We start from the raw sequence: 23,237 nt of genomic DNA on the forward strand, positions 1-23,237 counted from the left end.
CCTGGTGCGGTCTGCCGAGAGGATGATTTCGCGCGGCGATGGTGTCTGGGTGCCTTCAGACGCCGTCCTTGAGCCAGCGGCCGACCAGATGGTGGGCAATCGCGAACGGATGCGGGCCTGCCAGCCCGTCCGGATGTTGGCGCTGCAACATCAGCCGGGCCTCGTCGCGGCTGAACCAGCGGACGTCCTCGAGCTCGTTGCGGTCGATGACGATGTCCTCGTTCAGCGCCCGAGCGCTGCAGCCGATCATCAGCGACGACGGGTAGGGCCAGGGCTGGGTCATGTAATAGGCCACATCGGCGCAGCGGATGCCGGATTCCTCGAACACCTCGCGGCGCACCGCATCCTCGATGGTCTCGGCTGCCTCGACGAAGCCGGCGAGGCAGGAATACATGCCGGCCGGAAACTGCTTCTGCCGGCCGAGCAGGCACTTGTCGCCGGAGGCGACCAGCGAGATCACCACCGGATCGGTGCGCGGGAAATGCTCGGTCTTGCAAGCAGGGCATTCGCGCTTCCAGCCGCCCTCGCGCATCGCGGTCTTGGCGCCGCAATTGGCGCAGAAGCCGTGGCGCTGATGCCAGGACACCATGGACTTGGCCATCGCGATGGTCGCGAGCTGGTCGACCGGGATCGCGCCCTGCATCGCCATCCCGCGCAGCTCGGTGACCGACACATCGTCGCGGCCGGCGAGCTTCTCCACCGCGGCCGGCGAGATGCCCATGCCGAACACGGCTGCCCCATCGAGCAGGCCGAGGAAGATCGTCCCCGGATTGGCGCCGAACTTGAGCGCCTCGTCGATCGACAGCAGTGCGCGCAGCTGATCGCCGTCGCGCTTCAAGACCAGCGAATCGCGATGCACGACATAGGCGCGCGTCGACGGCTTGCTCTCGAAGGCGATCAGCTTGTCGTCAGAAAAACGCAGATGCGCGGCGCGCTCGATTGGATGGCCGACGAAGGCCGGCTTGCCCAACGGAAACAAGTCGAATGGCGACATCTCTCACCCTAGCCAGATCTTGCGCCTGATCGCGCTGATGAAACTCTCCACCTCCTGCGGGTCGTGCGGCACAGGCGGGGCGACGCCCCACACCGGGCGCGGCCAGGCGACGTCACTGGCGCGGCGCGCGATGATGTGGACGTGCAGCTGCGGCACCATGTTGCCGAGCGCGGCCACATTGAGCTTGTCGCATTTGGTGATCTCTTTGACGGCCCGCGACACCCGCGTGATCTCGGTCATCAACTGCGCCTGGGCGACCTCGTCGAGATCGATGATCTCGACCGCGCCCTCTCGGCGCGGCACCAGCAAAAGCCAGGGATAATTGGCATCCTTGATCACCAGCACGCGCGACAGCGGAAGGTCGCCGATATTGATCGTGTCCTTCGCAAGTTGCGGATGCAGCGACCAGGCTGATTCGGGCATGCGCTAGTGTTCCTGGCAGGGCGGTCAGGTGGGGAGATCGACGGCACCTAAAGCCTTTCCGAGCTGCGACACAAGCCCGCGCGGTGGCGGGCTGGATCGGCGAAGCTCGCGCTTGCTTTCCGAGCCGTTTGGCCCCAAATAGGCAGCGGGAGATTGGCGGTGGACGAGCCACTCGCCAACCGGGTCAGGTCCGGAAGGAAGCAGCCCTAACGAGGTCCGGATCGGGTCGCTCGTCAGTCTCCTACCTGTTTTCTCGAGCGAATCGCGCAAAGTTGGCGGGGACCCCGCGCAGGGCGGGCGCTCGACCGCACTCCGGTTGATTGCGTCGAGGCCGTTTGCGTCGACGACCGCGATCGAGACCGGCCTGGAATACTCACTTGCGGATCGCTCGATGACTGACGCTGGCGCCCCACCTGTTCCGCCCGACAGCGCCGACGCTCCCGCCAAGCCCTACCGGGTCCTGGCGCGCAAATACCGCCCCTCCAGCTTCGCGGATCTGATCGGCCAGGAGGCCGTCGTTCGCACCGTCTCGAACGCGTTCGAGACCGGCCGCATCCCGCAGGCCTGGATCCTCACCGGCGTCCGCGGCGTGGGCAAGACCACCACCGCCCGCATTCTGGCTCGCGCCCTGAATTATGAATTGCCGGATGGCTCGGTGAAGGGCCCGACCATCCACATGCCGGTGCTCGGCACCCATTGCCAGGCAATCATGGAAAGCCGGCACATGGACATCCTGGAGATGGACGCGGCCTCGCACACTGGTGTCGACGATGTCCGCCAGATCAATGACAGCGTGCGCTATGCGCCGGCCAGCGCGCGCTACAAGGTCTACATCATCGACGAGGTCCACATGCTGTCGACGGCGGCGTTCAACGCCTTCCTGAAGACCCTGGAGGAGCCGCCGGAGCACGCCAAATTCGTGTTCGCGACCACCGAGATCCGGAAGGTGCCGGTCACGGTGCTGTCGCGCTGCCAGCGCTTCGACCTGCGCCGCGTCGAGGCCGACGTGCTGATGAAGCATCTCGCCGGCATCGCGACGAAAGAGGGCGTGACGATCGAGCCCGAGGCGCTCGGCATCATCGCGCGCGCCGCCGAAGGCTCGGTGCGCGATTCGCTGTCGCTGCTCGACCAGGCGATCGCGCACAGCGCTGGCGAAGTGCGCGCCGATGACGTCCGGCAGATGCTGGGTCTCGCCGATCGCACCCGCGTCATCGACCTGTTCCATCATCTCGCGAGCGGCGACATCGCCGCGGCGTTCAAGGAATTCCGCGAGCAGTACGACGTCGGCGCCGATCCGGTGGTCGTGCTGTCGGATCTTGCCGAATTCGTGAACTTCGTGACCCGCGTGAAGGTCGTGCCGGCCACCGCCGACAACGTCGCCTTCAGCGAGACCGAGCGGCTGCGCGCACGCGATTTCGCGACCAAGCTGTCGATGCGGGTGCTGTCGCGGATGTGGCAGATGCTGCTCAAGGGCATCGCCGAGACGCAAGGCGCGACGCGCCCCGCGGCGGCGGCCGAGATGGTGCTGGTGCGTATCGCCTATGCCGCTGACCTGCCGACACCTGACGAAGCGATTCGGATGATCGAGCAGAACGGCGGGGGATCGCCGGTCGTCACCAATGGCGGCGGTTCGCGTCCTGCACCGGCGCCGAGCATGAGCGCGGGAGCTCCGCCGGTGATGGGTTCGGCGCCGATGCAGACACCGCGTGCGCAGGGCCCAACGCTTGCCGCGGTCGGCGGCGGGATGAGGCCGCAGGCCATGGCATCGCAGCCGTCGCCGGCGTCGCAGGACCAGCCGGCACTGCGACTGGGGAGCTTCCAGGAGCTTGTCGCCCTCGCCGGCAAGAACCGCGACTTGATCACCAAGAGCGCGCTCGAGATGGACGTGCGGCTGGTCCGCTTCGAGGAGGGGCGTCTGGAGATCGCGCTGGAACGGACGGCGCAGCGATCGCTTGTCTCGGACCTCGGGCGTAAGCTGGAGGACTGGACCGGCCGGCGTTGGACCGTGATCGTCTCCAATGAGCAGGGCCAGGCGACCTTGCGCGAGCAGAACCTGCGCGCCAAGAGCGAGCGCGAGGCAGCTGCGGAAGCCGATCCACGCGTGCAGGAGGTCCTGGCGCGGTTCCCAGGTACCAAGGTGATCGAAGTGCGCCGGCTTGCCCCCGAGCCGCCCGAATCGGACGCCAGTGCTGTCGAGCCTCCTGACGAGTCCGACAATGATGATGATTTCTAGAGCATGATCCGGACGAGTGAAAACCGGTTTTCCGAAAGATGATGCTCAACATGAACGGCCTGATGATGAGGTGCTCCGATGGCTGACTTTCTCGGCATGATGAAACAGGCGGCGCAACTGCAAACCAAGATGCAGGAGATGCAGGCGGAGCTCGGCAATGTCGAGGTCGAGGGCATTTCGGGCGGCGGCCTCGTCGCGGTCCGAATGACCGCCAAGATGGACGTGAAGTCGGTCAAGATCGATCCGTCGCTGTTGAAGCCGGAGGAGGCCGAGATCCTGGAGGATCTGCTGGTCACCGCCCATGGCGACGCGCGCCGCAAGGCGGAAGCCGCGATGCAGGAGAAGATGCAGGCGATCACCGGCAAGCTCGGCCTGCCGCCGGGCTTCGGCTTCGGTTAGTCCGCTCGATGATCGTCGTGAACTGATGGCCGTCGCCGGTCCCGAGATCGAACGCCTCATCCAGCTGCTTGCGCGCCTGCCCGGCCTTGGGCCGCGCTCGGCGCGACGTGCCGCGCTGCATCTGATCAAGAAGCGCGAGGCGCTGATGGTGCCGCTCGCCTCGGCGCTGCAGGTGGCGATCGACCGCATCCAGGTGTGCAAGACCTGCGGCAACATCGATACGCAGAGCCCCTGCACGGTGTGCACCGATCCGCGGCGCGATCCCGCGATGATCGTGGTCGTCGCCGATGTCGCCGACCTCTGGGCGCTGGAGCGTGCCAAGGCCTCGAACGGCCGCTATCACGTGCTCGGCGGCACGCTCTCGCCGCTCGACGGCGTCGGGCCGCAGGATCTCACCATCGACGCGCTGGTGCAGCGAGCCCATGCACCGGAGGTGCAGGAGATCATCCTGGCTTTGAACGCGACGGTCGATGGCCAGACCACTGCGCACTACATCACCGACCTCCTGCAGGAGGCGAACGTCAAGGTCACGCGGCTGGCGCACGGCGTGCCGGTCGGCGGCGAGCTCGACTATCTCGACGAAGGCACGCTCTCGGCCGCGATGCGCCAGCGGACCTTGTTCTAAGCACAGACGGAAGTGAATGATGACGAACCGCGGATTCGGCAAACGGCTGGCTTTGGGCGCAATTTGCGTGGCACTCTCGGCGCCATCCGTGTTGGCGCAGCAGGGTGAGGCGCCGCAGAAGGCAGGGCGTCCGCTCAATATGGGCGACGTGCTGTCGGGCGAATTGACCGCGCTGAAGCTGAAGGGCGCCAAGCCGGGCCAGCCCTCCGCGGCCTATCAGATCACCAGCGAGCCGCGCCGCCTGCCGCCGCCGAGCGGGCTGTGCAATCTCGAGACCGGCCCGGAGACGTTCCAGCTCGTCACCGCCACCCCGGCGCAGGCCTCGCAGCTCAAGGGCCTGCTCGGCAAGCAGATCGCCGTGAAGGTCGACGAGATCGCCTGCGCCCAGGATGCGGGGCAGCTCAGCGAGGCGGTCGTGACCAAGTGGAGCTTGGTGAAGCGGTGATCCTCGGCTAAGTTCCCTTACAATAGCACCGCGTATTTGTCCGGTGTGTATCGCTTGGGGGGGGCCGGTGAAGGTCGGATTGATGTTCGTTACAGCCACACTCGCGACAATCTCGGCGGCAGTGTCCGAGGAAGTCGCCAAGGTCGATCTCGGCTATCCGGATGTTGCTGCTGCCATGGCCGGCCTGCGGGCCAAGCCGGGGATCAAGAGTTCTACGCGATCCGGCTGGACAATCTTCGAGGACGCCGACGCGCGTGCGGTCTGGTCGTTTCCGCCGCAAGATCACGCGGCCTATCCCACCGCGGTTCGCCGCCGCATGGTGCAGAAGGGCGATGAGGTGGTCATCGATATGGACGTTCGCTGCGAGGCCGCGAAGCCGGCCTGTGACGCCGTCGTTGCGGAGTTCGAGCGCCTCAACGACAAGGTCCGACAAGAACTCAAGCGTTAGCTCAAACGCGGGTCTGCAAACCGTCGAAATGTCCGCGCCGCTGCAGCCAGGCGAGCAGCACGAGACTCGGGATCGCGACCAGCACGCAGATCGCGAAGAACAGCGGCCAGCCCGTCGCCTTCGCCACGTAGCCGGCGCCTGACGACAGATAGGTGCGCCCGACCGCGGCCAGCGCGGTGAGCAGCGCATATTGGGTCGCGGTGTGCAGCGGGTTCTGGCACAGCGCCGAGAGATAGGCGACGAAGATCACCGTGCCGATCGCGCTGGTGAAATTCTCCGCCGAGATCGCCAGCGCCAGGGCCCATTGATTGACGCCGACCACCGCGAGCCAGGAGAACGACAAATTGGCGAGCGCCTGCACCACGCCGCCGATCCAGAGACTTGTCGCAAGCGAATAGCGCCGCGCGACGAAGCCGCCGGCAAAGCCGCCGGCGAGCGTGGCGGCGAGGCCGACGCCTTTGACGATCGCGGCGTAGTCGACCTTGGTGAAGCCGAGATCGATGACGAACGGCGCGGTCATCGTGCCGGAGAAGGCGTCGGTGAACTTGAACAGCACGACGAAGGCGAGCGCGGCCAGCGCGTCGCGGCGGCCGAGGAATTCGAGGAAGGCACCGCTGGCCGCATGCATCACGCGTGTGAGCGCAGTGTCCGCGCTCATCTCGGCCTCGGCCTGCTTCGACTGCGCTGGTTCTGTCGCCGCCAATGCGGTGATGGTGCCAATCAGCACCAGGGCTGCCATGACGACGTAGCCCCACATCCAGGACGACGGACGCGACAGCCCTGCGTTCTCGAATGCGCTGACGACGACGAGCGCGCCGGCGGTCGAGACCAGCATGCCGATCCGGTAGGCCGCGACATAGGCCGCCATGCCGGCGGCCTGCTCGCTTTCCGGCAGGCTCTCCACGCGAAAGGCATCGACCACAATGTCCTGGGTCGACGACGTCGCGGCGACCAGCAGCGCGGCCAGCGCCACCATGAATGGCGCATGCGCCGGGTCGGTCAGCGCCAGCAACAGGATCGCGCCGATGAGCAGGAGCTGCGCGAACACCAGCCAGCCCCGCCGCCGTCCGAACGCGCGTGTCAGCAGCGGCACATGCAGCGCGTCGACCAGCGGCGCCCACAGGAACTTCAAGGTGTAGGGCGTGCCGACCAGCGCGAACAGCCCGATGGTCCCGAGATCGACGCCGAGCTCGCGCATCCAGATCTGCAGGGTCGAGCCGGACAGCGCCAGCGGCAGGCCCGAGGAGAAGCCGAGGAACAGCACCACGAGCACGCGCGGCTGCAGATAGACGGCCATGCTCTCGCGCCAGGTCGGGGCAGGGTTGGCCGGGCCGGGCGCAGCGCTGGTCGCGATATCGTGGGAAGAAGCCTCGGGTGCTGTCATACGCAGGTGGTAGCAGATTCCGCTGGTGCCACAAGCTCAGCTGTCATCGCCCGGCTTGACCGGGCGATCTAGTATCCCAGAGGCCTATCCATCGCCTCCCGCGATCTGCGGATAGAGATCGTTCCAGTCCGGGTTGTCCTTTTCGATCAAGGAGATCTTCCAGTCCCGCTGCCACTTCTTGAGTCGCTTCTCGCGATGAATGGCTTGCTCGATCTGTTCAAAGACTTCGAAGTAGACGAGTCGGGTCACGCCGTAGCGCTTGGTGAAGCTGTCGGAGACCTTGGATCTGTGCTCGGCGACCCGTCGAACCAGATCATTGGTCATGCCGATGTACAAGGTGCCGCCGATGTGGCTGGCGAGTATGTAGACGTAGTACGAGCGCGTACCCATCGGACGCCTCTGGGATACTGGATCGCCCGGTCAAGCCGGGCGATGACAGTGTTGTTGGATTGCCGCCACTTGCAACAACAGCAGATCGCTCTCACTCCCCCGCCTGCATCCGCCCCGCCAACGGAAACAGGTCCGGCGTCGCACCCGTGCCCGGCGCGATCCGCGGCGACTCCACCGCGGCATCCTGCTTGCTGAAATCCAGCTCCTCGATGCGTGCCGCACGTTTCTCGATCTTGTCGGCGGAGATCAGGATCTGGCGGATGTCCTCGCCGACGTCACCGAAATGCTTCTGCAGCTTGAGCACGCGTTCGCGCAGGCGGCCGAGATCGTCGCCGAGATGGATCACCTCGTTGCGGATCTGGTCGGCGGCATCGCGGATGCGGGCGTCCTTCATGATCTGCTGCATGACCTGGATCGCCAGCATCAGCAGCGACGGCGACACCAGCACGACACGGGCGCGATAGGCTTTCTGGATCACGTCGTCGAAGCCGTCATGGATCTCCGCATAGACCGATTCCGACGGCACGAACATCAGCGCCGTATCCTGCGTCTCGCCGACGACGAGATACTTCTCGGCGATGTCGTTGACATGGCGCAGCACGTCGGTGCGCAGGCGCTGCGCGGCGGCGCGCTTCTCCTCCTCGGTGTCGGCATCATGCAGCGCGGTCATGGCTTCGAGCGGAAACTTGGCGTCGATGCAGAGCGGCCTGCTGTCGGGTAGGAATACGACGCAGTCCGGCCGCTTGCCGCTGGCGAGCGTGTACTGGAACGCGTAGCTGCCCTTCGGCAATCCGTCCTGGACGATCGCCTCCATCCGCGCCTGGCCGAATGCGCCGCGCGACTGCTTGTTGGCGAGCACGTCGCGCAAGGTGGACACCTGCGTGGTCAACTCGCTCAGATCGCGATGCGCGTTGTCGATGATGCCGAGCCGTTCGTGCAGGACGCGCAAGCTATCCATGGTGTGCCGCGTGGTCTGCTCCATCGACTGGCCGACGCGGTGGGTGACGGCGTCAAGCCGCTCGTTGACGCTGCGGGCGAGATCTACCTGCCGGCCGGCGAGCAGTTGCGCCATGGCGTCGACCCGGCCGGAGGCCTCGCTCTGCACCCGGATCATCTCGCCGAACCGCTGTTCGATCTCCTCGGTGCGCATCGCCTGCTGGGCGGCAAGCTCCGCGCTCCGCCGTCCGGAGCGGGCCACCGCCAGGCCGATCATCATGAGCAGAAGCAGCACCAGCACGCCAAACCCGATCAGCGCGTCGCTGGCGCGGACGGGCAGGTCGCCGATCATGACGACGACAGGATTGAGCGCAGAATTCAGCGCAGGATTCAGCGATTGGCTGGCGGTCATCACCCCCGTCTATCCGATTCGCAAACCGTCGCGAACGAAGAGAGAACATTTATGGTTAAGGCCGGGTTAAGAAGTATGATTAACGGATCGTTGAAATTCATGGTTAGCGAACTCTTAACCGCGCGTCCTCACATTGACCGCGCCTGTTCCGGGGCTTAAATCGCGCGCCATGTCCCTTAGAGAAATCATCATCCTGCCGGACCGGCAGCTCCGGCTGGTGTCCAAGCCTGTCGAGAAGGTCACGCCGGACATCCGGCAGCTGGTCGACGACATGTTTCAGACCATGTACGACGCGCCCGGCATCGGGCTCGCGGCGATCCAGGTCGCGCAGCCGCTGCGCGTCATCACGATGGATCTGGCCAAGCCTGACGCAAACGGGGAAGGCAAACGCGAGCCGCGGGTCTTCATCAATCCCGAGATCATCGCCAAGTCCGACGAGCTGTCGGTCTATGAGGAAGGCTGCCTGTCGATCCCCGAATACTACGAGGAGGTCGAGCGGCCGGCGCGGGTGCGCGTCCGCTTCACCGATCTCGACGGCGTGGTCCGCGAGGAGGACGCGGAGGGGCTCTACGCCACCTGCATCCAGCATGAGATCGACCATCTCAACGGCGTGCTGTTCATCGACTATCTGTCGAAGCTCAAGCGCGACCGCGTGATGAAGAAGTTCACCAAGGCCGCCAAGCGCGCGGGCGAGTAACGATCAACTCTCTCCTTCGTCATGCCCGGGCTTGACCCGGGCATCCACGTCTCGCCGCTTGTCTTGGTCGCGCGACGTGGATGGCCGGGCCTACGCCGCGCCGAAGGGGCTTCGGCCCCGCAGGCGGGACAAGCCCGGCCATGACAGCGGAGTAGAGGCTTTGCAGGGTCTCAGACCACATGCCACTTCGCCTGATCTTCATGGGCACGCCGGATTTCGCCGTGCCCACTCTGCTCGAGCTCGCCGGCCACGGCCACGAGATCGTGGCCGTCTATACGCGCGCGCCGAAGCCCGGTGGCCGCCGCGGGCTGGCGCTGCAGCCGACGCCGATCGAGATCGAGGCGCGCCGGCTCGGCATCCCCGTGCTCACGCCGAAGACGCTGAAGACCGAGGAGGCCTTGGCAGAGTTTCGCGCCCATGAGGCCGATGCCGCCGTCGTTGTCGCCTATGGCATGATCCTGCCGCAGGCGATTCTCGATACGCCCAAGCTCGGCTGCTACAACCTGCATGCCTCGCTGCTGCCGCGCTGGCGCGGCGCCGCGCCAATCAACCGTGCGATCATGGCCGGTGATGCCGAGAGCGGCGTGATGGTGATGAAGATGGATGTCGGCCTCGACACCGGCGACGTCGCGATGGCCGAGCGTCTTGGTATCACCGATGCGATGACCGCCTCCGATCTGCACGACAAGCTCTCGCGCATCGGCGCCGACCTGATGGTGCGCGCGATGGCCGCGCTGGAGCGCGGCGGACTGACGCTGACGAAGCAAGCCGAGGACGGCGTGACCTACGCCGCCAAGATCGACAAGGCCGAGGCGCGGATCGACTGGGCGAAGCCGGCGCACGCCGTGCTGCGCCACATCCACGGCCTGTCGCCGTTCCCCGGCGCCTGGAGCGAGGTCCTGTTGGACGGCGAGGCGGTGCGCCTGAAGATCCTGCGCTGCGCGCTGGCCGACGGCGCGGGCGAGCCGGGCACCGTCCTCGACGATCACCTCACCATCGCCTGCGCCGGCGGCGCGATCCGCATCACAGAGCTGCAGCGCGCCGGCAAGGGGCCGATGAAGGCCGCGGATTTCCTGCGCGGCACGCCTGTCGCGCCGGGCCTGCGCTTCAGCTGACCATCTCAGCTCGTCATGCGCGGGCTTGACCCGCGCATCCATCTCGCGAACAAGCTTCGTCCCTGGATGGATTGCCGGGTCAAGCCCGTCAATGACGGCCACATGCGATCGAGGCGATGCCCCGCTACAAGCTCACCATCGAATATGACGGCACTCCCTTCTGCGGCTGGCAGTTGCAGGACACGCTGCCGTCGGTGCAGGGGGCACTGGAGAGGGCGGTGCAAGCGACCTGCGGAGTGCCGACCCGCGTGCACGGCTCCGGCCGCACCGATGCCGGAGTCCACGCCACGGGGCAGGTCGCGCATTGCGACATCGACAAGGAGTTCCGGCCGGACAAGCTGCGAGATGCGCTCAACGCGCATCTGCGGCCCAATCCGGTCGCGGTGCTGGATGCCGAAATCGTGCCCGGCACCTTTGAGGCGCGCTTCTCCGCGCGCAAGCGGCACTACCGCTATCGCATCGTCAATCGCCGCTCGAACCTCGCGCTCGAGGTCGGCCGCGTCTGGCGCGTGCCGCAGCGGCTCGACTCCGACGCGATGCACGTTGCGGCGCAACGCCTGATCGGCAAGCATGATTTCACGACCTTCCGCGACACCGAGTGTCAGGCCAAGTCGCCGGAAAAGACGCTCGATCAACTCGACGTCGTGCAAGAGGGCGACGCAATCACGATCATCACCTCCGCGCGGTCCTACCTGCACAGCCAAGTGCGCTCGATGGTCGGCTCGCTGGTGTGGGTCGGGCAGGGCCGCTGGACTGCGGACGATCTCGCGGCTGCGCTCGCCGCGCGCAACCGCGCGGCCTGTGGCGTGGTCGCGCCGCCGGAAGGCCTGTATCTCGTGAAGGTCGATTACTAGAGCGGCGCTTGGCTACGCAAAATAGCGATCGAGAATGCCGCGATAGATCTTCGTCAACGTGGCGATGTCGGCGACGGAGGCGCGCTCGTCGATCTGGTGCATGGTCTGGCCGACCAGGCCGAACTCGATCACCGGGCAGTAGGACGAGATGAAGCGGGCATCCGAGGTGCCGCCGGTGGTGGACAGCTCCGGCTTGCGGCCCGTCACCTCTTCGATGGCGGCGACCGCGAGATCGGTGAACGGGCCCGGCTTGGTCAGGAACACGTTGGAGTTCGACGGCAGCCAGTCGATATGGGCGCGGATGCGGTTGCCGCAGGCTTTCGCCAGCCGCTCCTCGAGCAGCGCGCGCAGCGACTCCTGCGTATGGCAGTCATTGTAGCGGATGTTGAACTTCGCCCGCGCGATCCCCGCGATGACGTTGGTGGCGGTGTTGCCGACGTCGACGGTGGTGAATTCGAGGTTCGACGGCTGGAACTGCGCGCTGCCATGGTCGAGCGGCTCGTCCGAGAGTGCGACGATGAGGCGCGAGATGTCCGGCACCGGGTTGGAGGCGCGATGCGGATAGGCGACGTGGCCCTGCTTGCCCTCGACGATGAGCGTGCCGGACTGCGAGCCGCGGCGGCCGATCTTGATGCAGTCGCCCATGACTTCCTGGTTCGACGGCTCGCCGAGTACGCAGTGATCGAAGCGTTCGCCGCGCTCGGCGGCCCATTGCAGCAGCTTGATGGTGCCGTTGATCGAGACGTCCTCTTCGTCGCCGGTGATGAGGAACGAGATCGAGCCCTTCGGCTGTCCGCCGTGGTCACGCAGATAGGCGAGCGCAGCCGCCACGCTGCAGGCGATGCCGCCCTTCATGTCGACCGCGCCGCGGCCGTAGATATAGCCGTCCTTCACCTCGCCGGAAAATGCGCCAAGGCTCCAAGCGGCTTCGTCGCCGGGCGGCACCACGTCGGTATGGCCGGCGAAGGTGATGTGCGGCCCTTCGGTTCCGATGCGGGCATAAAGATTGTCGATGTCGGCGGTGCCGGCTTCCGAGAAGGTGACACGATGCGTGGTGAAACCCGCGTCTTTCAGCAGGGCTTCGAGCACGCCGAGCGCGCCGGCATCGGCCGGGGTGACGGAAGGGCAGCGGATCAGGTCGCGGGTGATGGTGAGGGCATCGGTCATGCCCTCCGCTTATCATGCTCGTTCGGCGGCGGGCTAGTGCAGCCGATTGCCGCTTCCGCCAGGGCGTGCCGGCGACCTGCGGGGTGAATTCCAGCTCCTGGTGCTGGTTCCATCCGGGGCGCGGCGATCTGGGGCGCTGGCCGTCGGGGCGGACCTTCGGCAGTGGATTGGGTCCGAAGCGGTTGGTCCAAGGGGCGCCGGCCAGGCAGCACAACTCGATGAAACCCCACAGCGAGAGCAGCGCGGCGATCGCTCCAAGGATGATCGGAAGCACAGTCCCCGGCAGCCGGTCCGCGAATTGGTCGACGAGGCCCGGGACGACGAACAACGGCACTGTCCACCAACCGCTCTTGTCGCGGTCATGCAGGCGCTTGACCGCGCCCGCGGCGAAGACCCAGGCGAATACGGGGGTGAGAACGACATGGACCGCCGACCGCACGACATCGGCGCGCGCCAAGCCGCGATAGGTGTCGGGGTCGAGGACCGCAAAAATGCTCGTCAGATTGAAGCTGGCGGCAGCAGTGCCGCCCAGCAGCTTGCTGACGCCGGCCATCAGCGCTGCGGCGAGCAACATCCAGCCGAAGATCACCAGCAGCGACAGCCAGAGCTTGGCGCGGTTGATCCGGCCGTCGAAGCGGAACAGAAACCAGATCCAATCCATGGGCAATCTCCGGACGGCGCGACCGGTCCGGAGATTCGTCGCTGTGGTTGCAGCCGTGGTTCGATCAGTCGCGCAGCAGCTCGTTGATCGAGGTCTTGGAGCGGGTACGCTCGTCGACGCGCTTGACGATCACGGCGCAGGCCGTGCTCGGGCCGATCTGGCCGTTCTTCATCGGCTTGCCCGGCAGTGCGCCCGGCACCACCACCGCGTATTCCGGCACCTCGCCGACGAAGGTCTCGCCGGTCTCGCGGTCGACGATCTTGGTCGAGGCGCCCAGGAACACGCCCATCGCCAGCACCGCGCCCTTGCGCACGATGACGCCCTCGGCGACCTCCGAGCGCGCGCCGATGAAGCAGTCATCCTCGATGATGACGGGGCCGGCCTGCAGCGGCTCCAGCACGCCGCCGATGCCGACGCCGCCGGAGATGTGCACGCGCTTGCCGATCTGGGCGCAGGAGCCGACCGTCGACCAGGTGTCGACCATGGTCGCCTCATCGACATAGGCGCCGAGATTGACGAAGGACGGCATCAGCACGACGTTCTTGGCGATGAAGGCCGAGCGGCGCACGATCGCGCCGGGCACGGCGCGGAAGCCGGCATCGCGAAAACGGTTCTCGCCCCAGCCCTCGAACTTCGACGGCACCTTGTCCCACCACGACGCCTGGCCGGGGCCGCCGGGGATCACGCTCATGTCGTTGAGACGAAACGACAGCAGCACGGCCTTCTTCAGCCACTGGTTGACGCTCCACTTGCCATCCGCAGCCCGCTCGGCGACACGCGCCTCGCCCTTGTCGAGCAGCTCCAGCGCGCTCTCCACGGCGTCGCGCACCTCGCCCTTGGTCGAGGTCGAGACCCCGTCACGGGCGTCGAAGGCGCTGTTGATGGTGGATTCCAGGGCGGACAGTGACATCGGTCGATCCTCGCTTGGTCCCGGGCGGGTCGCCTGGGTCGGTCATGTACGAGCAGGGTGGGGCAGGCGGGCTTTTTCGGAGTTTGGGGCAGGGGAGTCAAGTTCACTCCGCCGTCGTCCCGGACAAGCGGAGCGCCACGCTGTCCGCTCATGCGAAGGCTCTCTCGCGCGAGCGCCGATCCGGGACCCATAACCACAGGGAGATGTGATGGGCACATCCTGAGCCACTAGCGTGCCTCACTCATCCGCCTGTGGTTATGGGTCCCGGGTCAAGCCCGGGACGACACCGAGTTTGGCGGACCGCCGTCGCAACTCATGACCAGCGAGCCGGCCGCTTGTCCGGGACGACGCGGCGAGGATCAGGCAGCCACCAGCCGCTGCAGGAACCCGGTCAAATCGTCCGTGACGTGATCGACATGCGGATCGTCGCGCCCCGCCAGCTCCCAATCCTCGCGCACCACCTCCCTGGTGCCGTCGGGCACCACCAGCACCGTGGTCATGCCGAGGTCGTGCGGCACGACGAGGTTGCGCGCGAGGTCCTCGAACATCGCGGCACGCGTCGGATCGACATCGTGCAGCCCCAGGAATTTGTCATAAGTTTCGCGTGCCGGCTTGGGCGTCAACTCGGCAGCCTTGATGTCGAATACGCCGTGGAAATGATCGGCGATGCCGAGCCGCGCCAGCACGGCGTCGACATGGTCGACCGAGCCGTTGGTCAGGATCAGCTTGCGTCCCGGCAACTGCTCGATCGCAGCCCCCATCGCCGGGTTCGCCTCCAGCGGCGAATGGTCGATCTTGTGCACGTAGGCCAGGAAGTCGTCGGCGTGCACGCCATGTTCGGTCATCATGCCGCGCATCGTTGTGCCGTAACGGCGGTAGTAGTCCTTTTGAATCCGGCGTGCCTCGTCCGCATCGACCTTGAGCCAGTTGGACACGAACTCGCCGATCCGCGCATCCACCTGCTGCCACAGATTGACGTGATGCGGATACAGCGTGTTGTCGAGATCGAACACCCAGGTGTCGACGTGATCGAAGGCGCGGGGGGATTTTGTCATTGTTGCCTCGATCGGTTCTGCCCGGCTGGCGCATCATATTCCGTCGTCGTCCCGGCGAAAGCCGGGACCCATACCGCGGAAGCTATCTTGGGGCACGATGGCTGACGCCGGCGACCCACGCCACGTCCGGTGGTTATGGATCCCGGCGTTCGCCGGGATGACGGCTGAGTTTTTGGCGGTGTTGCAGGCAACATCGACGAGCCCATCACGGCAGCGCAAAGCGCAGCGTCTTGCCGCCGCGGGTGATGTCGACAGCGGTGAAGCCGGTCGCGGTGAAGCCGCGGCTCGGGCAGTCGCCCTGCTCGGTGGTCTCGAACTTGTTCTCGCGCGTGCAGAGCTGCACCAGGCCGCCCCAGTTCAGCGGCTTGTTCTTCAGCTTGATGGTGCGGTTCTCGTCGTCGACCGCCTCCGCAAAGCTGTAGACCTTCTTCGGCTGACCCGTGATGTCCGGATGCAGGCACTTGCCGGCATCGATGCGATACCAGCCGCGGCTGACCACCGTGCGCCCATCATCGGTGCCGACCGCCGCCATCACCTTGTGCGGCGTGTCGTTGCACCAGGTCAACCCGGTCGGCGAGGGCGTCTGCACGGCCTCTACCATGGTCGCGAAAAAACTCGGCTGCGATACGACGTCGGACGACAGGCCTCGGCTCTTCAAAAAGGCGGCGAGCGCAGCCTGCGTCTTCGGCCCGTCGACGCCGTCAATCGGCGAGGCGTCGTAGCCGGCAATGCCGAGCAGCCGCTGGATGCCGGCGAGCCGGGCCTGCTCGTCGTCATACTCCGCGCTCTCGGCGAGATAGGCAATCAGCGTGCCGTCGTCGGTCTTGGTCGGCGTCACCTGCGTGAACGCCGCCGGCGTCTGTCCCGTGCGGCACTGCCGGGCGGCAGCGATGACGAAATTGTCTGATGCCACGCACAGCTGGTCATTGCCGTTCGCGGCGAGCGGCGAGGCGCCATACAGGCTGAGCGCGCGGGCATGAAGGAGGATGCGGTCTGCCGTCAGCGTGCCCTGCAACACCACGCGGCAGGTGGCGGGATCGAGCCGGAACCAGCCGCGCGTCGCGGTCGCCGCCTTCTCGTCGATGCCGATCGCGGCCTCGACGACGTAGCTCATGCGGTTGCAGAGCTTGAGGTCGGCGCGGGCGGGGGTGATCAAGGCGAGAAGTGGCAGGGTGATCAGCAGCGCGTACGTCAACACTGCCGTCATTCCGGGGCGATGCGGAGCATCGAACCCGGAATCTCGAGATTCCGGGTTCGCCTCTTCGAGGCGCCCCGGAATGACGATCCCATCTTGCACTCTCACGGCCCTTATCCGGCGAATGCCCTGCCCATCACTTGTGGATCAGCGTGCCCGTGCCCTGGTTGGTGAACAGCTCGAGCAGCACGGCATGCGATACCTTGCCGTCGAGGATCACGACGCCCTGGACGCCCTGCTCGAGCGCGTAGATGCAAGTCTCGACCTTCGGAATCATGCCGCCCGAGATCGTGCCGTCGGCGATCAGCTTGCGCGCATCCTTGACCGACAGTTCCGGGATGAGCTTCTTCGACTTGTCGAGCACGCCGGGCACGTCGGTCAGCAGCAGCAGCCGCTTGGCCTTGAGCGCGCCTGCGACCGCGCCCGCGAAGGTATCGGCGTTGACGTTGAACGTCTGGCCGTCCTTCGAGGTCGCGAGCGGTGCGAGGATCGGGATCAGCTCGTAGCCGATCAGCTGGTTGAGAAGCGTGAGATCGACCTTGTCGGGTTCGCCGACAAAGCCGAGATCGACCACCTTCTCGATATGGCTGTCGGGATCGACCATGGTGCGGGTCGCCTTGACGGCGCGCACCATGTTGCCGTCCTTGCCGCACAGGCCGACGGCCTTGCCGCCGGCTTCATTGATATAGCCGACCAGCTGCTTGTTGATCGAGCCTGCCAGCACCATCTCGACGATCTCGATGGTCGCGGCGTCGGTGATGCGCAGCCCCGCGGCGAATTCGGAGACGATGCCGAGCCGCTTGAGCATGGTCGCGATCTGCGGCCCGCCGCCATGCACCACCACCGGGTTGATTGCGGTCTGCTCGAGCAGCACGATGTCGCGCGCGAACGCCTTGGCGGTGTCCTCGTCGCCCATGGCGTGGCCGCCATATTTGATGACGATGGTTTCGTCGTCATACTCCTGCATGTGCGGGAGCGCTTCGGACAGGATGCGGGCTTGATCGAGCGGGCTGATGGTGGTCGCGTCGGTCATGTCGGGGGGATCTCGGCTATCGGGACGTCGGGCGCGGTTCTATCCGATTGCCGGGCGGGGCGCAAAGCGCCGGATCAGCCGCGCCGCGGCCACAGCGCCGCGAGGGCGAGAACGAGCCAGCTCGCGATCTGCAAGCTGCCGCCGACCGGCGCCGCGAACGGAAACAGCCGGTCGCCGGTGAACTGCCGCATCAGGAGATCGCCGGCGAAGAGCGCGGGACCCAGCACCAGGCCGAACGCGGCGACGAGTCCGATGCGCCGATGAACCACGCCGCGCTCGGCCAGGGCAACCGCGCCGAGCAGGGCGCAGGCGTGGAACAGCAGCATGGTCGAGGCGGTCGCGAGCCGCGATGCATCGGCATCGTGCGCGGCTTTCGCGGCCAGCGCCACGCCGGCGGCCCCCATCAGCCCGGCGAGCGCGATCAGCAGCCGCCACAGCTTCGTCATGCGCCGCGTTCCTCCAGCAGTCGCGCCATCGCCGCGCGCAGCTCCGGCATGCCGGTGCCCGAGCGGGACGACGTGGCCAGAACCTGCGGGAATGCCGCCGGATGCTTGGCGAGCGCAGCCTCGGTCTCGGCGATGCGGGCCGTGAGCTCGGCCGGCTTGATCTGGTCGGCCTTGGTCAGCACCAGCTGATAGCTGACGGCGGACCGGTCGAGCGTCTTGAGGATGTCCTGGTCGACCTCCTTCAGCCCGTGGCGGGCGTCGATCAGCACATAGACGCGGGCGAGGCTGGCGCGGCCGAGCAGGAATTTGTGGATCAGCTCGGTCCAGGACGCGACCTTGGTCTTGGCGGCAGCGGCATAGCCATAGCCGGGCATGTCCACCAGCCGGAGCGGCGCATAGTCGGGCCCCTCGAAGAAGATCAGCTCCTGGGTCCGGCCGGGCGTGTGCGAGGTGCGCGCCAGCGCGTTCTGGCCGGTCAGCGCGTTGATCAGGCTGGACTTGCCGACATTGGAGCGGCCGGCAAAGGCGACCTCGATCGCCCCCATCGGCGGCAGGCTCTCGATCGACGGCGAGGCGTGCGTGAAGCGCCACGCCTGCGCAAACAGCTTGCGGCCCTTTTCGATCAGGCGCTCATCGATGTCGCTGCTGGTGGTCGTCATAGCTTTCGCCTCTCCGTCATACCCGGGCTTGCCCCGGGCATCCACGTCGTCATTGCCGGCTCTCAAGACGTGGATGGCCGGGACGAGCCCGGCCATGACGCAAACTTTCATCGCTTCAGCGGGTGAACTCTCACGCCGCGGTCCTCGTCACGCCGGCTTCTTCTTGAACGTGCCCTTGATGTTGTCGAACAGCTCCACCTTCACGCCGTTGCGGCGCATGATGAAGCCCTGCTGCAGCACCGACAGCGTGTTGTTCCAGGCCCAGTAGATCACGAGACCGGCCGGGAAGCCCGCGAGCATGAAAGTGAAGATCAGCGGCATCCAGTTGAAGATCATCGCCTGGGTCGGATCCGGCGGCGTCGGGTTCAGCTTCATCTGGAACCACATCGTGATGCCCATGATGATCGGCCAGATGCCGAGCGCGAGGTAATGGCCGAACAACGGCAGCTGCGTCGGATCGAACGGGATCAGGCCGAACAGCGTGAACAGGTTGGTCGGATCCGGCGCCGAGAGGTCCTTGATCCAGCCGTAGAACGGCGCGTGCCGCATCTCGATGGTGACGAACAGCACCTTGTAGAGCGAGAAGAACACCGGGATCTGCAGCACGACCGGAAGACAGCCGGCGACCGGGTTGATCTTCTCCTTCTTGTAGATCTCCATCATCTCCTGCTGCTGCTTCATCCGGTCGTCCGGATAGCGCTCCTTGAGCGCCTGCAGCTGCGGCTGGATCGCCTTCATCTTGGCCATCGAGGCGTAGGACTTGTTGGCGAGCGGGAAGAACAGGAGCTTCACCAGCACCGTCACCAGCAGGATCGAGATGCCGAAATTGCCGAAGAAGCGGAAGAAGAAGTCGAGCGCCAGGAACATCGGCTTGGTCAGGAAGTAGAACCAGCCCCAGTCGATCAAGAGATCGAAATGGTTGAGCCCGAGCTTCTGATTGTAGCCGCCGAGGCCGCCGAGCGGGAAGTTGATGCCGACGACGCCGGCCTCCTTGGCGCCGGCGAACAGCCGGGTCGAGACGGATGCCGAGCCGCCGGCTGGAACCGTCTGCGGGTTCTCGACATAGTCGGTCTGGTAGCGATGCTGGTTGTCGACCAGCTTCGACGAATAGTTCGCCTGCAGCCGCGCATCCGTCATCGGCAGCAGCGCCGTCGCCCAATATTTGTCGGTGATGCCGAGCCAGCCATTGGTGACGTCGAACTTCGCGGCCTTGTCTTCGTCGATCTTCTTGTAGGTGTATTCCTGCAGGCCCTTCTCGCCGAGATAGCCGATCAGGCCTTCATGCAGGATGTAGTAGCCCGACACGTGCGGCGTGCCGTGGCGCGAGATCAGGCCATACGGGTACAGCGTCACCGGCGTGTTGCCGGCGTTGGTGACGTCGTCCTTGATCGTGAAGAGATAGTGATCGTCGACCGAGATGGTGCGCTGGAAGGTCAGACCGTCGCCGTTGGTGGTGGTCAGCTTGACCGGCGTCGACGGCGTCAGCGCGTTGGAGCCGTCCTGCTGCCAGACCGTGTTCTGATCGGGCACCTGGACCTTGGCGCCGGCGGCGTTGACCCAGCCGAATTCCGCATAATAGGGCTCGGCGGTGCTGGACGGCGAGAACAGCACGATGGCCGGCGACTTCGGATCGACCGTCTCGCGATACTGTACGAAGGCCAGATCGTCGATGCGCGCGCCCTTGAGCGAGATGCTGCCGGTGAGGCGCGGCGTGTCGATCTTGACGCGCGGCGTGGCGGCGATCGCAGTCTCGCGCGGCATCACGCCGCTGGCGCTGGGCGCTGCGCCGCCCGGTGCGCTCGGGCTGCCCGACGCCGCCGCTCCCGGCTGCGGCGTGGCAGACGGCGCGGTGCTGTCGGACTGCGCGGCCGGTGCCTGCTTCTTGGCAAGCTCGGCCTGCATCTGCGCGCGCTGCCGCTCCTTCTCCATCTGCGGGCCATTGTAGAAGACCTGCCAGAGGATCAGCACGAGGCCGGACAGGATGACGGCGAGGATGGTGTTGCGATTGTCGGTCATCGTTTTCTTATCGTCTCGTCATTCAATCCGGTTTCACGGGAATGCGCGTCCGGTGCGGGAGCATTGCGCCTGTGCGCATCCGATGGCTTGCGCGGCTGCGGCTTGGCCTGCGGCCGGTCGAGGCGGCGAAGCGTCGCCTGGAGATCGTCGAGCATGGTCTGGAAATCGCGCGACAGCGCATCGCGTCGGCCGATCAGCACATAGTCGCTGTGCGGCCGTAGCGACAGGGGATCGAGCCGTTTCACAAGCTCGCGCAACCGCCGACGGATGCGATTACGCTCCGTGGCGGTGCCATTCTTCTTGGTGACGGTAAAGCCGATCCGGATCGCGCCCTGGTCCGCGCGCTCGCGCCGCTGGACCACGAAGGCAGGGCTGTTCGCCCGCACGCCATCGGCAACGGCGAGGAAGTCCGCCCGCTGCCGCAGCCGATCCATGATGGAAATCTCCGGGACGACGCCCTGGCTTCAGGCGCTGAGACGCTTACGGCCCCGGGCGCGACGCGCGGCAAGGACCTTGCGGCCGCCGGTGGTGGCGAGACGGGCGCGGAAGCCGTGACGGCGCTTGCGCACCAGTTTGCTGGGTTGATAAGTCCGCTTCACGGGTCGTTCTCCGCTGACGGGCAATTTGCCAGTTGACAACTTGCCGGCTTGAAATGTCGAGGATGTCCGGTGATGCTTGCTGGCCCAAAGCGGACCGCTGCCGGCCCTGAAATCGAGCCGCCCCGGACAAGCCGGGTCATCGCGGACAGTTGGCGCGGCTTATAAGGGAGCGTCCTGCCTTCGTCAATCGCGGCAAGGCGTCGCCGAGGAGAGCTCGGCGGGAGCGGCAGCAGCGCTCATCAAGGCCCTGGTAACACGCACCGGGGCAGCGTCGGCCCGGGATGACACAAGCCCAGGATGACACAAGGTGGCACGAGAACAGAACCCGCGATCACGGGCAGGATGGTCGAGAATGACCGCCGCGCTTCGGGGTTCATGGAGCAGGGGGCACGGGAGGAAGCAGGGCGGTCGTGAGATTGCGGGTTCCATTATGAACGATTTGGAAACCTCAACATGAGCGATCCGTAATTTGACCGGACTCCGGTGCAGTCCCATCTTGCGGACCCGTAAGGGTGGGGGTGTCTCTTACAAGGGCGATACGTGACAGAGAGCGACAACCAGCCGATCCTGGAGCGTCTGCGACCCAAGCGGTCGCGTCGCCTCGGCTTGTCCGGAAAGCTGCTGCTGCTGACGATTCCACTGGTGATGATCGCGGCCGTTCTGGTTTACGTGCCTGCGATCGCCAACTTCTGGACCAACCGCCTCAACGATCGCCTCGCTGCGGCCAATACCGCCGCGCTGGTGCTCGATGCCGCCCCCTCCGGCATGGTGCCGGATTCGCTGGCGCGCCAGATCCTGACCTCGATCAACGCGCGCGGCGTCGCGATCAAGATGGGCCAGCAGCGCCGTCTGCTCGCCAGCGCCGACCTGCCGGCGTCGATCGATCATGACTTCGACATGCGCGACATGACGGTGTGGTCGTCGATCGTCAACTCGCTGAAGATGATGACCGAGACCGGCGATCACACCATGCGCGTGATCGGGCCGGCGCCGGGCCGCGCCCAGTTCATCGAGGTCGTCACCGACGAGAAGCCGCTGCGCAAGGCGATGTACCGCTTCTCGCGCAACCTGCTCGGCGTGTCGCTGCTGCTCGCGATGCTGACCGCGGCGCTGGTCTATCTGGCCCTGCATTATCTGTTCGTCCGGCCGATGCGGCGCCTGACCGCGAGCCTGGTCGGCTTCCATGAGAATCCCGAGAGCGCGGCGCGAATCATCGTGCCCAGCCAGCGCTCCGACGAGATCGGCGTCGCCGAGCGCGAGCTCGCCGACATGCAGCGCGATCTCGTCTCGATGCTGCATCAGAAGAGCCGGCTGGCGGCGCTCGGCCTTGCCGTGTCCAAGATCAATCACGATCTGCGCAACCTGCTGGCGTCGTCGCAGCTGCTGTCCGACCAGCTCGCCAGCGTGCCCGATCCGCGGGTGCAGCGTTTCGCGCCGAAGCTGATGCGCTCGCTGGAGCGGGCCATCGCGTTCTGCCAGTCGACGCTGTCCTACGGCAAGGTCCAGGAGCCGGCTCCGGACCGCCGCATGGTCGTCGTCGAGCAGGTGGTCGCCGAGGTGCGGGAGACCGCCGGCCTCGCACCCGACGCTTCGATCACCTGGATCAGCGCGATCGAGCGCGGCCTGAAGATCGACGCCGACCCGGACCAGCTGTTCCGCGTGCTGCTCAACCTCGTGCGCAATGCGGCGCAGGCCCTCGACAGCCTCTCTGCGGATGCCGGCGTTCGCCAGATCCGCATCACCGGCCGCCGCGAGGGGGCGGTGACCATTTTGGAGGTGTCCGATACCGGACCCGGTGTGCCGGCCAAGGTGCGCGAGCACCTGTTCGAGGCGTTTCGCGGCGCCGGCCGGCCCGGCGGTTCCGGCCTCGGCCTCGCCATCGCGGCCGAGCTGGTCCGCGCCCATGACGGTGACATCCAACTGGTCGAGGGCACCCTGGGCGCGACGTTCCGAATCACGGTTCCCGACCGGCCGGTCGAGCTGCAGACGTTCTGGACCGAGCGCGCCAGCGCCTGACCCGGCGTGCAGCGGGGCGCCTGAGGGGCAGCCCTTCAAAAAAGGCGCATAAATTGTCCCGCTCCAGCCTTGCCAAGCGGCCTCCGAGCCGTTAGTCAGAGGCCCTTCGCGAGGCCTGCCGGCGT

Annotated in this window: 24 protein-coding genes, 1 other RNA gene and 1 pseudogene; 10 read left to right on the plus strand and 16 right to left on the minus strand. The window is 66.2% G+C overall.

All coding sequences use genetic code 11. The features are described from left to right. Positions 1–55: 55 nt before the first annotated feature. Positions 56–994, minus strand: a complete 939-nt coding sequence (nudC, locus tag QXZ94_RS29090) for an NAD(+) diphosphatase (RefSeq protein WP_315724211.1) — start codon at positions 992–994, stop codon at positions 56–58. 3 nt (positions 995–997) lie between these two features. Further along, positions 998–1,417 carry an HIT family protein gene (locus QXZ94_RS29095; RefSeq protein ID WP_315724213.1) on the minus strand — a complete coding sequence of 140 codons (420 nt, stop codon included), beginning with the start codon at positions 1,415–1,417 and terminating at the stop codon, positions 998–1,000. 148 nt (positions 1,418–1,565) lie between these two features. On the opposite strand from QXZ94_RS29095, the gene ffs reads away from it, so the two are divergent. The 6 genes from ffs to QXZ94_RS29125 all read left to right on the plus strand — a co-directional run bounded on the left by ffs (position 1,566) and on the right by QXZ94_RS29125 (position 5,567). After that, an RNA gene (ffs, locus tag QXZ94_RS29100) (signal recognition particle sRNA small type) lies at positions 1,566–1,662 on the plus strand. A gap of 146 nt (positions 1,663–1,808) precedes the next feature. Further along, complete coding sequence (locus tag QXZ94_RS29105) at positions 1,809–3,650, plus strand: DNA polymerase III subunit gamma/tau (RefSeq protein ID WP_315724215.1); 1,842 nt, start codon at positions 1,809–1,811, stop codon at positions 3,648–3,650. A gap of 78 nt (positions 3,651–3,728) precedes the next feature. Next, entirely contained in the window at positions 3,729–4,049 is a 321-nt protein-coding gene (locus tag QXZ94_RS29110; protein WP_172111653.1) for a YbaB/EbfC family nucleoid-associated protein, read from the plus strand. 25 nt (positions 4,050–4,074) lie between these two features. Further along, positions 4,075–4,674 (plus strand): recombination mediator RecR, encoded by a 600-nt coding sequence (gene recR, locus QXZ94_RS29115; protein ID WP_006609565.1) that lies wholly within the window; start codon positions 4,075–4,077, stop codon positions 4,672–4,674. A gap of 19 nt (positions 4,675–4,693) precedes the next feature. Beyond that, the gene (locus tag QXZ94_RS29120; protein WP_315724219.1) at positions 4,694–5,119 is read left to right on the plus strand and encodes a hypothetical protein; all 426 of its coding nucleotides are present in this window, start codon (positions 4,694–4,696) and stop codon (positions 5,117–5,119) included. 82 nt (positions 5,120–5,201) lie between these two features. Beyond that, a complete protein-coding gene (locus QXZ94_RS29125) occupies positions 5,202–5,567 on the plus strand; it encodes a hypothetical protein (RefSeq protein ID WP_315724221.1) in 366 nt (121 codons plus the stop codon). Position 5,568: 1 nt separating this feature from the next. On the opposite strand, the gene QXZ94_RS29130 is transcribed toward QXZ94_RS29125, so the two are convergent. The 3 genes from QXZ94_RS29130 to QXZ94_RS29140 form a co-directional block, all read right to left on the minus strand. Then, positions 5,569–6,951, minus strand: a complete 1,383-nt coding sequence (locus QXZ94_RS29130) for an AmpG family muropeptide MFS transporter (protein ID WP_315724223.1) — start codon at positions 6,949–6,951, stop codon at positions 5,569–5,571. 84 nt (positions 6,952–7,035) lie between these two features. Continuing rightward, complete coding sequence (locus QXZ94_RS29135) at positions 7,036–7,341, minus strand: GIY-YIG nuclease family protein (RefSeq protein ID WP_315724225.1); 306 nt, start codon at positions 7,339–7,341, stop codon at positions 7,036–7,038. A gap of 91 nt (positions 7,342–7,432) precedes the next feature. Next, complete coding sequence (locus QXZ94_RS29140; protein ID WP_315724227.1) at positions 7,433–8,689, minus strand: DNA recombination protein RmuC; 1,257 nt, start codon at positions 8,687–8,689, stop codon at positions 7,433–7,435. A 169-nt stretch (positions 8,690–8,858) separates the two neighbouring features. Between QXZ94_RS29140 and def the strand changes: the two genes are divergently transcribed. The 3 genes from def to truA all read left to right on the plus strand — a co-directional run bounded on the left by def (position 8,859) and on the right by truA (position 11,355). Continuing rightward, positions 8,859–9,386: a peptide deformylase gene (gene def, locus QXZ94_RS29145; protein ID WP_315724230.1), complete on the plus strand. Its 528-nt coding sequence runs from the start codon at positions 8,859–8,861 to the stop codon at positions 9,384–9,386. 179 nt (positions 9,387–9,565) lie between these two features. After that, positions 9,566–10,501, plus strand: a complete 936-nt coding sequence (gene fmt / locus QXZ94_RS29150) for a methionyl-tRNA formyltransferase (RefSeq protein ID WP_315724232.1) — start codon at positions 9,566–9,568, stop codon at positions 10,499–10,501. A gap of 116 nt (positions 10,502–10,617) precedes the next feature. Next, complete coding sequence (truA, locus tag QXZ94_RS29155; RefSeq protein ID WP_315724234.1) at positions 10,618–11,355, plus strand: tRNA pseudouridine(38-40) synthase TruA; 738 nt, start codon at positions 10,618–10,620, stop codon at positions 11,353–11,355. Between the two features lie 12 nt (positions 11,356–11,367). Here truA and dapE read toward each other — a convergent pair whose 3' ends face one another. The 11 genes and pseudogenes from dapE to rpmH form a co-directional block, all read right to left on the minus strand. Then, entirely contained in the window at positions 11,368–12,522 is a 1,155-nt protein-coding gene (dapE, locus tag QXZ94_RS29160) for a succinyl-diaminopimelate desuccinylase (RefSeq protein WP_315724236.1), read from the minus strand. Positions 12,523–12,745: 223 nt separating this feature from the next. Continuing rightward, positions 12,746–13,183 (minus strand): annotated as a pseudogene (locus QXZ94_RS29165) (DUF805 domain-containing protein); the annotation flags it as partial. Positions 13,184–13,247: 64 nt separating this feature from the next. Continuing rightward, positions 13,248–14,093, minus strand: coding sequence for a 2,3,4,5-tetrahydropyridine-2,6-dicarboxylate N-succinyltransferase (dapD, locus tag QXZ94_RS29170; protein ID WP_006609574.1), 846 nt, complete (start codon positions 14,091–14,093; stop codon positions 13,248–13,250). A 359-nt stretch (positions 14,094–14,452) separates the two neighbouring features. Further along, positions 14,453–15,148 carry a pyrimidine 5'-nucleotidase gene (locus QXZ94_RS29175; protein WP_315724239.1) on the minus strand — a complete coding sequence of 232 codons (696 nt, stop codon included), beginning with the start codon at positions 15,146–15,148 and terminating at the stop codon, positions 14,453–14,455. A gap of 205 nt (positions 15,149–15,353) precedes the next feature. Further along, positions 15,354–16,355, minus strand: a complete 1,002-nt coding sequence (locus QXZ94_RS29180) for a DUF1036 domain-containing protein (RefSeq protein ID WP_315724241.1) — start codon at positions 16,353–16,355, stop codon at positions 15,354–15,356. Between the two features lie 124 nt (positions 16,356–16,479). Then, positions 16,480–17,376, minus strand: a complete 897-nt coding sequence (gene argB / locus QXZ94_RS29185) for an acetylglutamate kinase (protein ID WP_315724243.1) — start codon at positions 17,374–17,376, stop codon at positions 16,480–16,482. A gap of 74 nt (positions 17,377–17,450) precedes the next feature. Then, on the minus strand, positions 17,451–17,822 hold the full coding sequence (locus tag QXZ94_RS29190) for a DUF423 domain-containing protein (RefSeq protein WP_315724245.1): 372 nt from the start codon (positions 17,820–17,822) through the stop codon (positions 17,451–17,453). Beyond that, positions 17,819–18,481 (minus strand): ribosome biogenesis GTP-binding protein YihA/YsxC, encoded by a 663-nt coding sequence (gene yihA / locus QXZ94_RS29195; protein ID WP_315724247.1) that lies wholly within the window; start codon positions 18,479–18,481, stop codon positions 17,819–17,821. The genes QXZ94_RS29190 and yihA overlap by 4 nt, the downstream gene beginning before the upstream one ends. A gap of 147 nt (positions 18,482–18,628) precedes the next feature. Then, entirely contained in the window at positions 18,629–20,497 is a 1,869-nt protein-coding gene (yidC, locus tag QXZ94_RS29200; protein ID WP_315724249.1) for a membrane protein insertase YidC, read from the minus strand. Beyond that, positions 20,494–20,931, minus strand: coding sequence for a ribonuclease P protein component (gene rnpA / locus QXZ94_RS29205; protein WP_315724252.1), 438 nt, complete (start codon positions 20,929–20,931; stop codon positions 20,494–20,496). Before rnpA ends, yidC begins: the two co-directional genes overlap by 4 nt. Before the next feature lie 30 nt (positions 20,932–20,961). Then, positions 20,962–21,096, minus strand: a complete 135-nt coding sequence (gene rpmH, locus QXZ94_RS29210; RefSeq protein WP_006609582.1) for a 50S ribosomal protein L34 — start codon at positions 21,094–21,096, stop codon at positions 20,962–20,964. Positions 21,097–21,636: 540 nt separating this feature from the next. On the opposite strand from rpmH, the gene QXZ94_RS29215 reads away from it, so the two are divergent. Then, the gene (locus tag QXZ94_RS29215; RefSeq protein ID WP_315724254.1) at positions 21,637–23,112 is read left to right on the plus strand and encodes a HAMP domain-containing sensor histidine kinase; all 1,476 of its coding nucleotides are present in this window, start codon (positions 21,637–21,639) and stop codon (positions 23,110–23,112) included. Positions 23,113–23,237 lie beyond the last annotated feature (125 nt).

The sequence above is a fragment of the Bradyrhizobium sp. SZCCHNS2022 genome (assembly GCF_032377575.1).
GTDB classification, from domain to species: Bacteria; Pseudomonadota; Alphaproteobacteria; order Rhizobiales; family Xanthobacteraceae; genus Bradyrhizobium; species Bradyrhizobium aeschynomenes.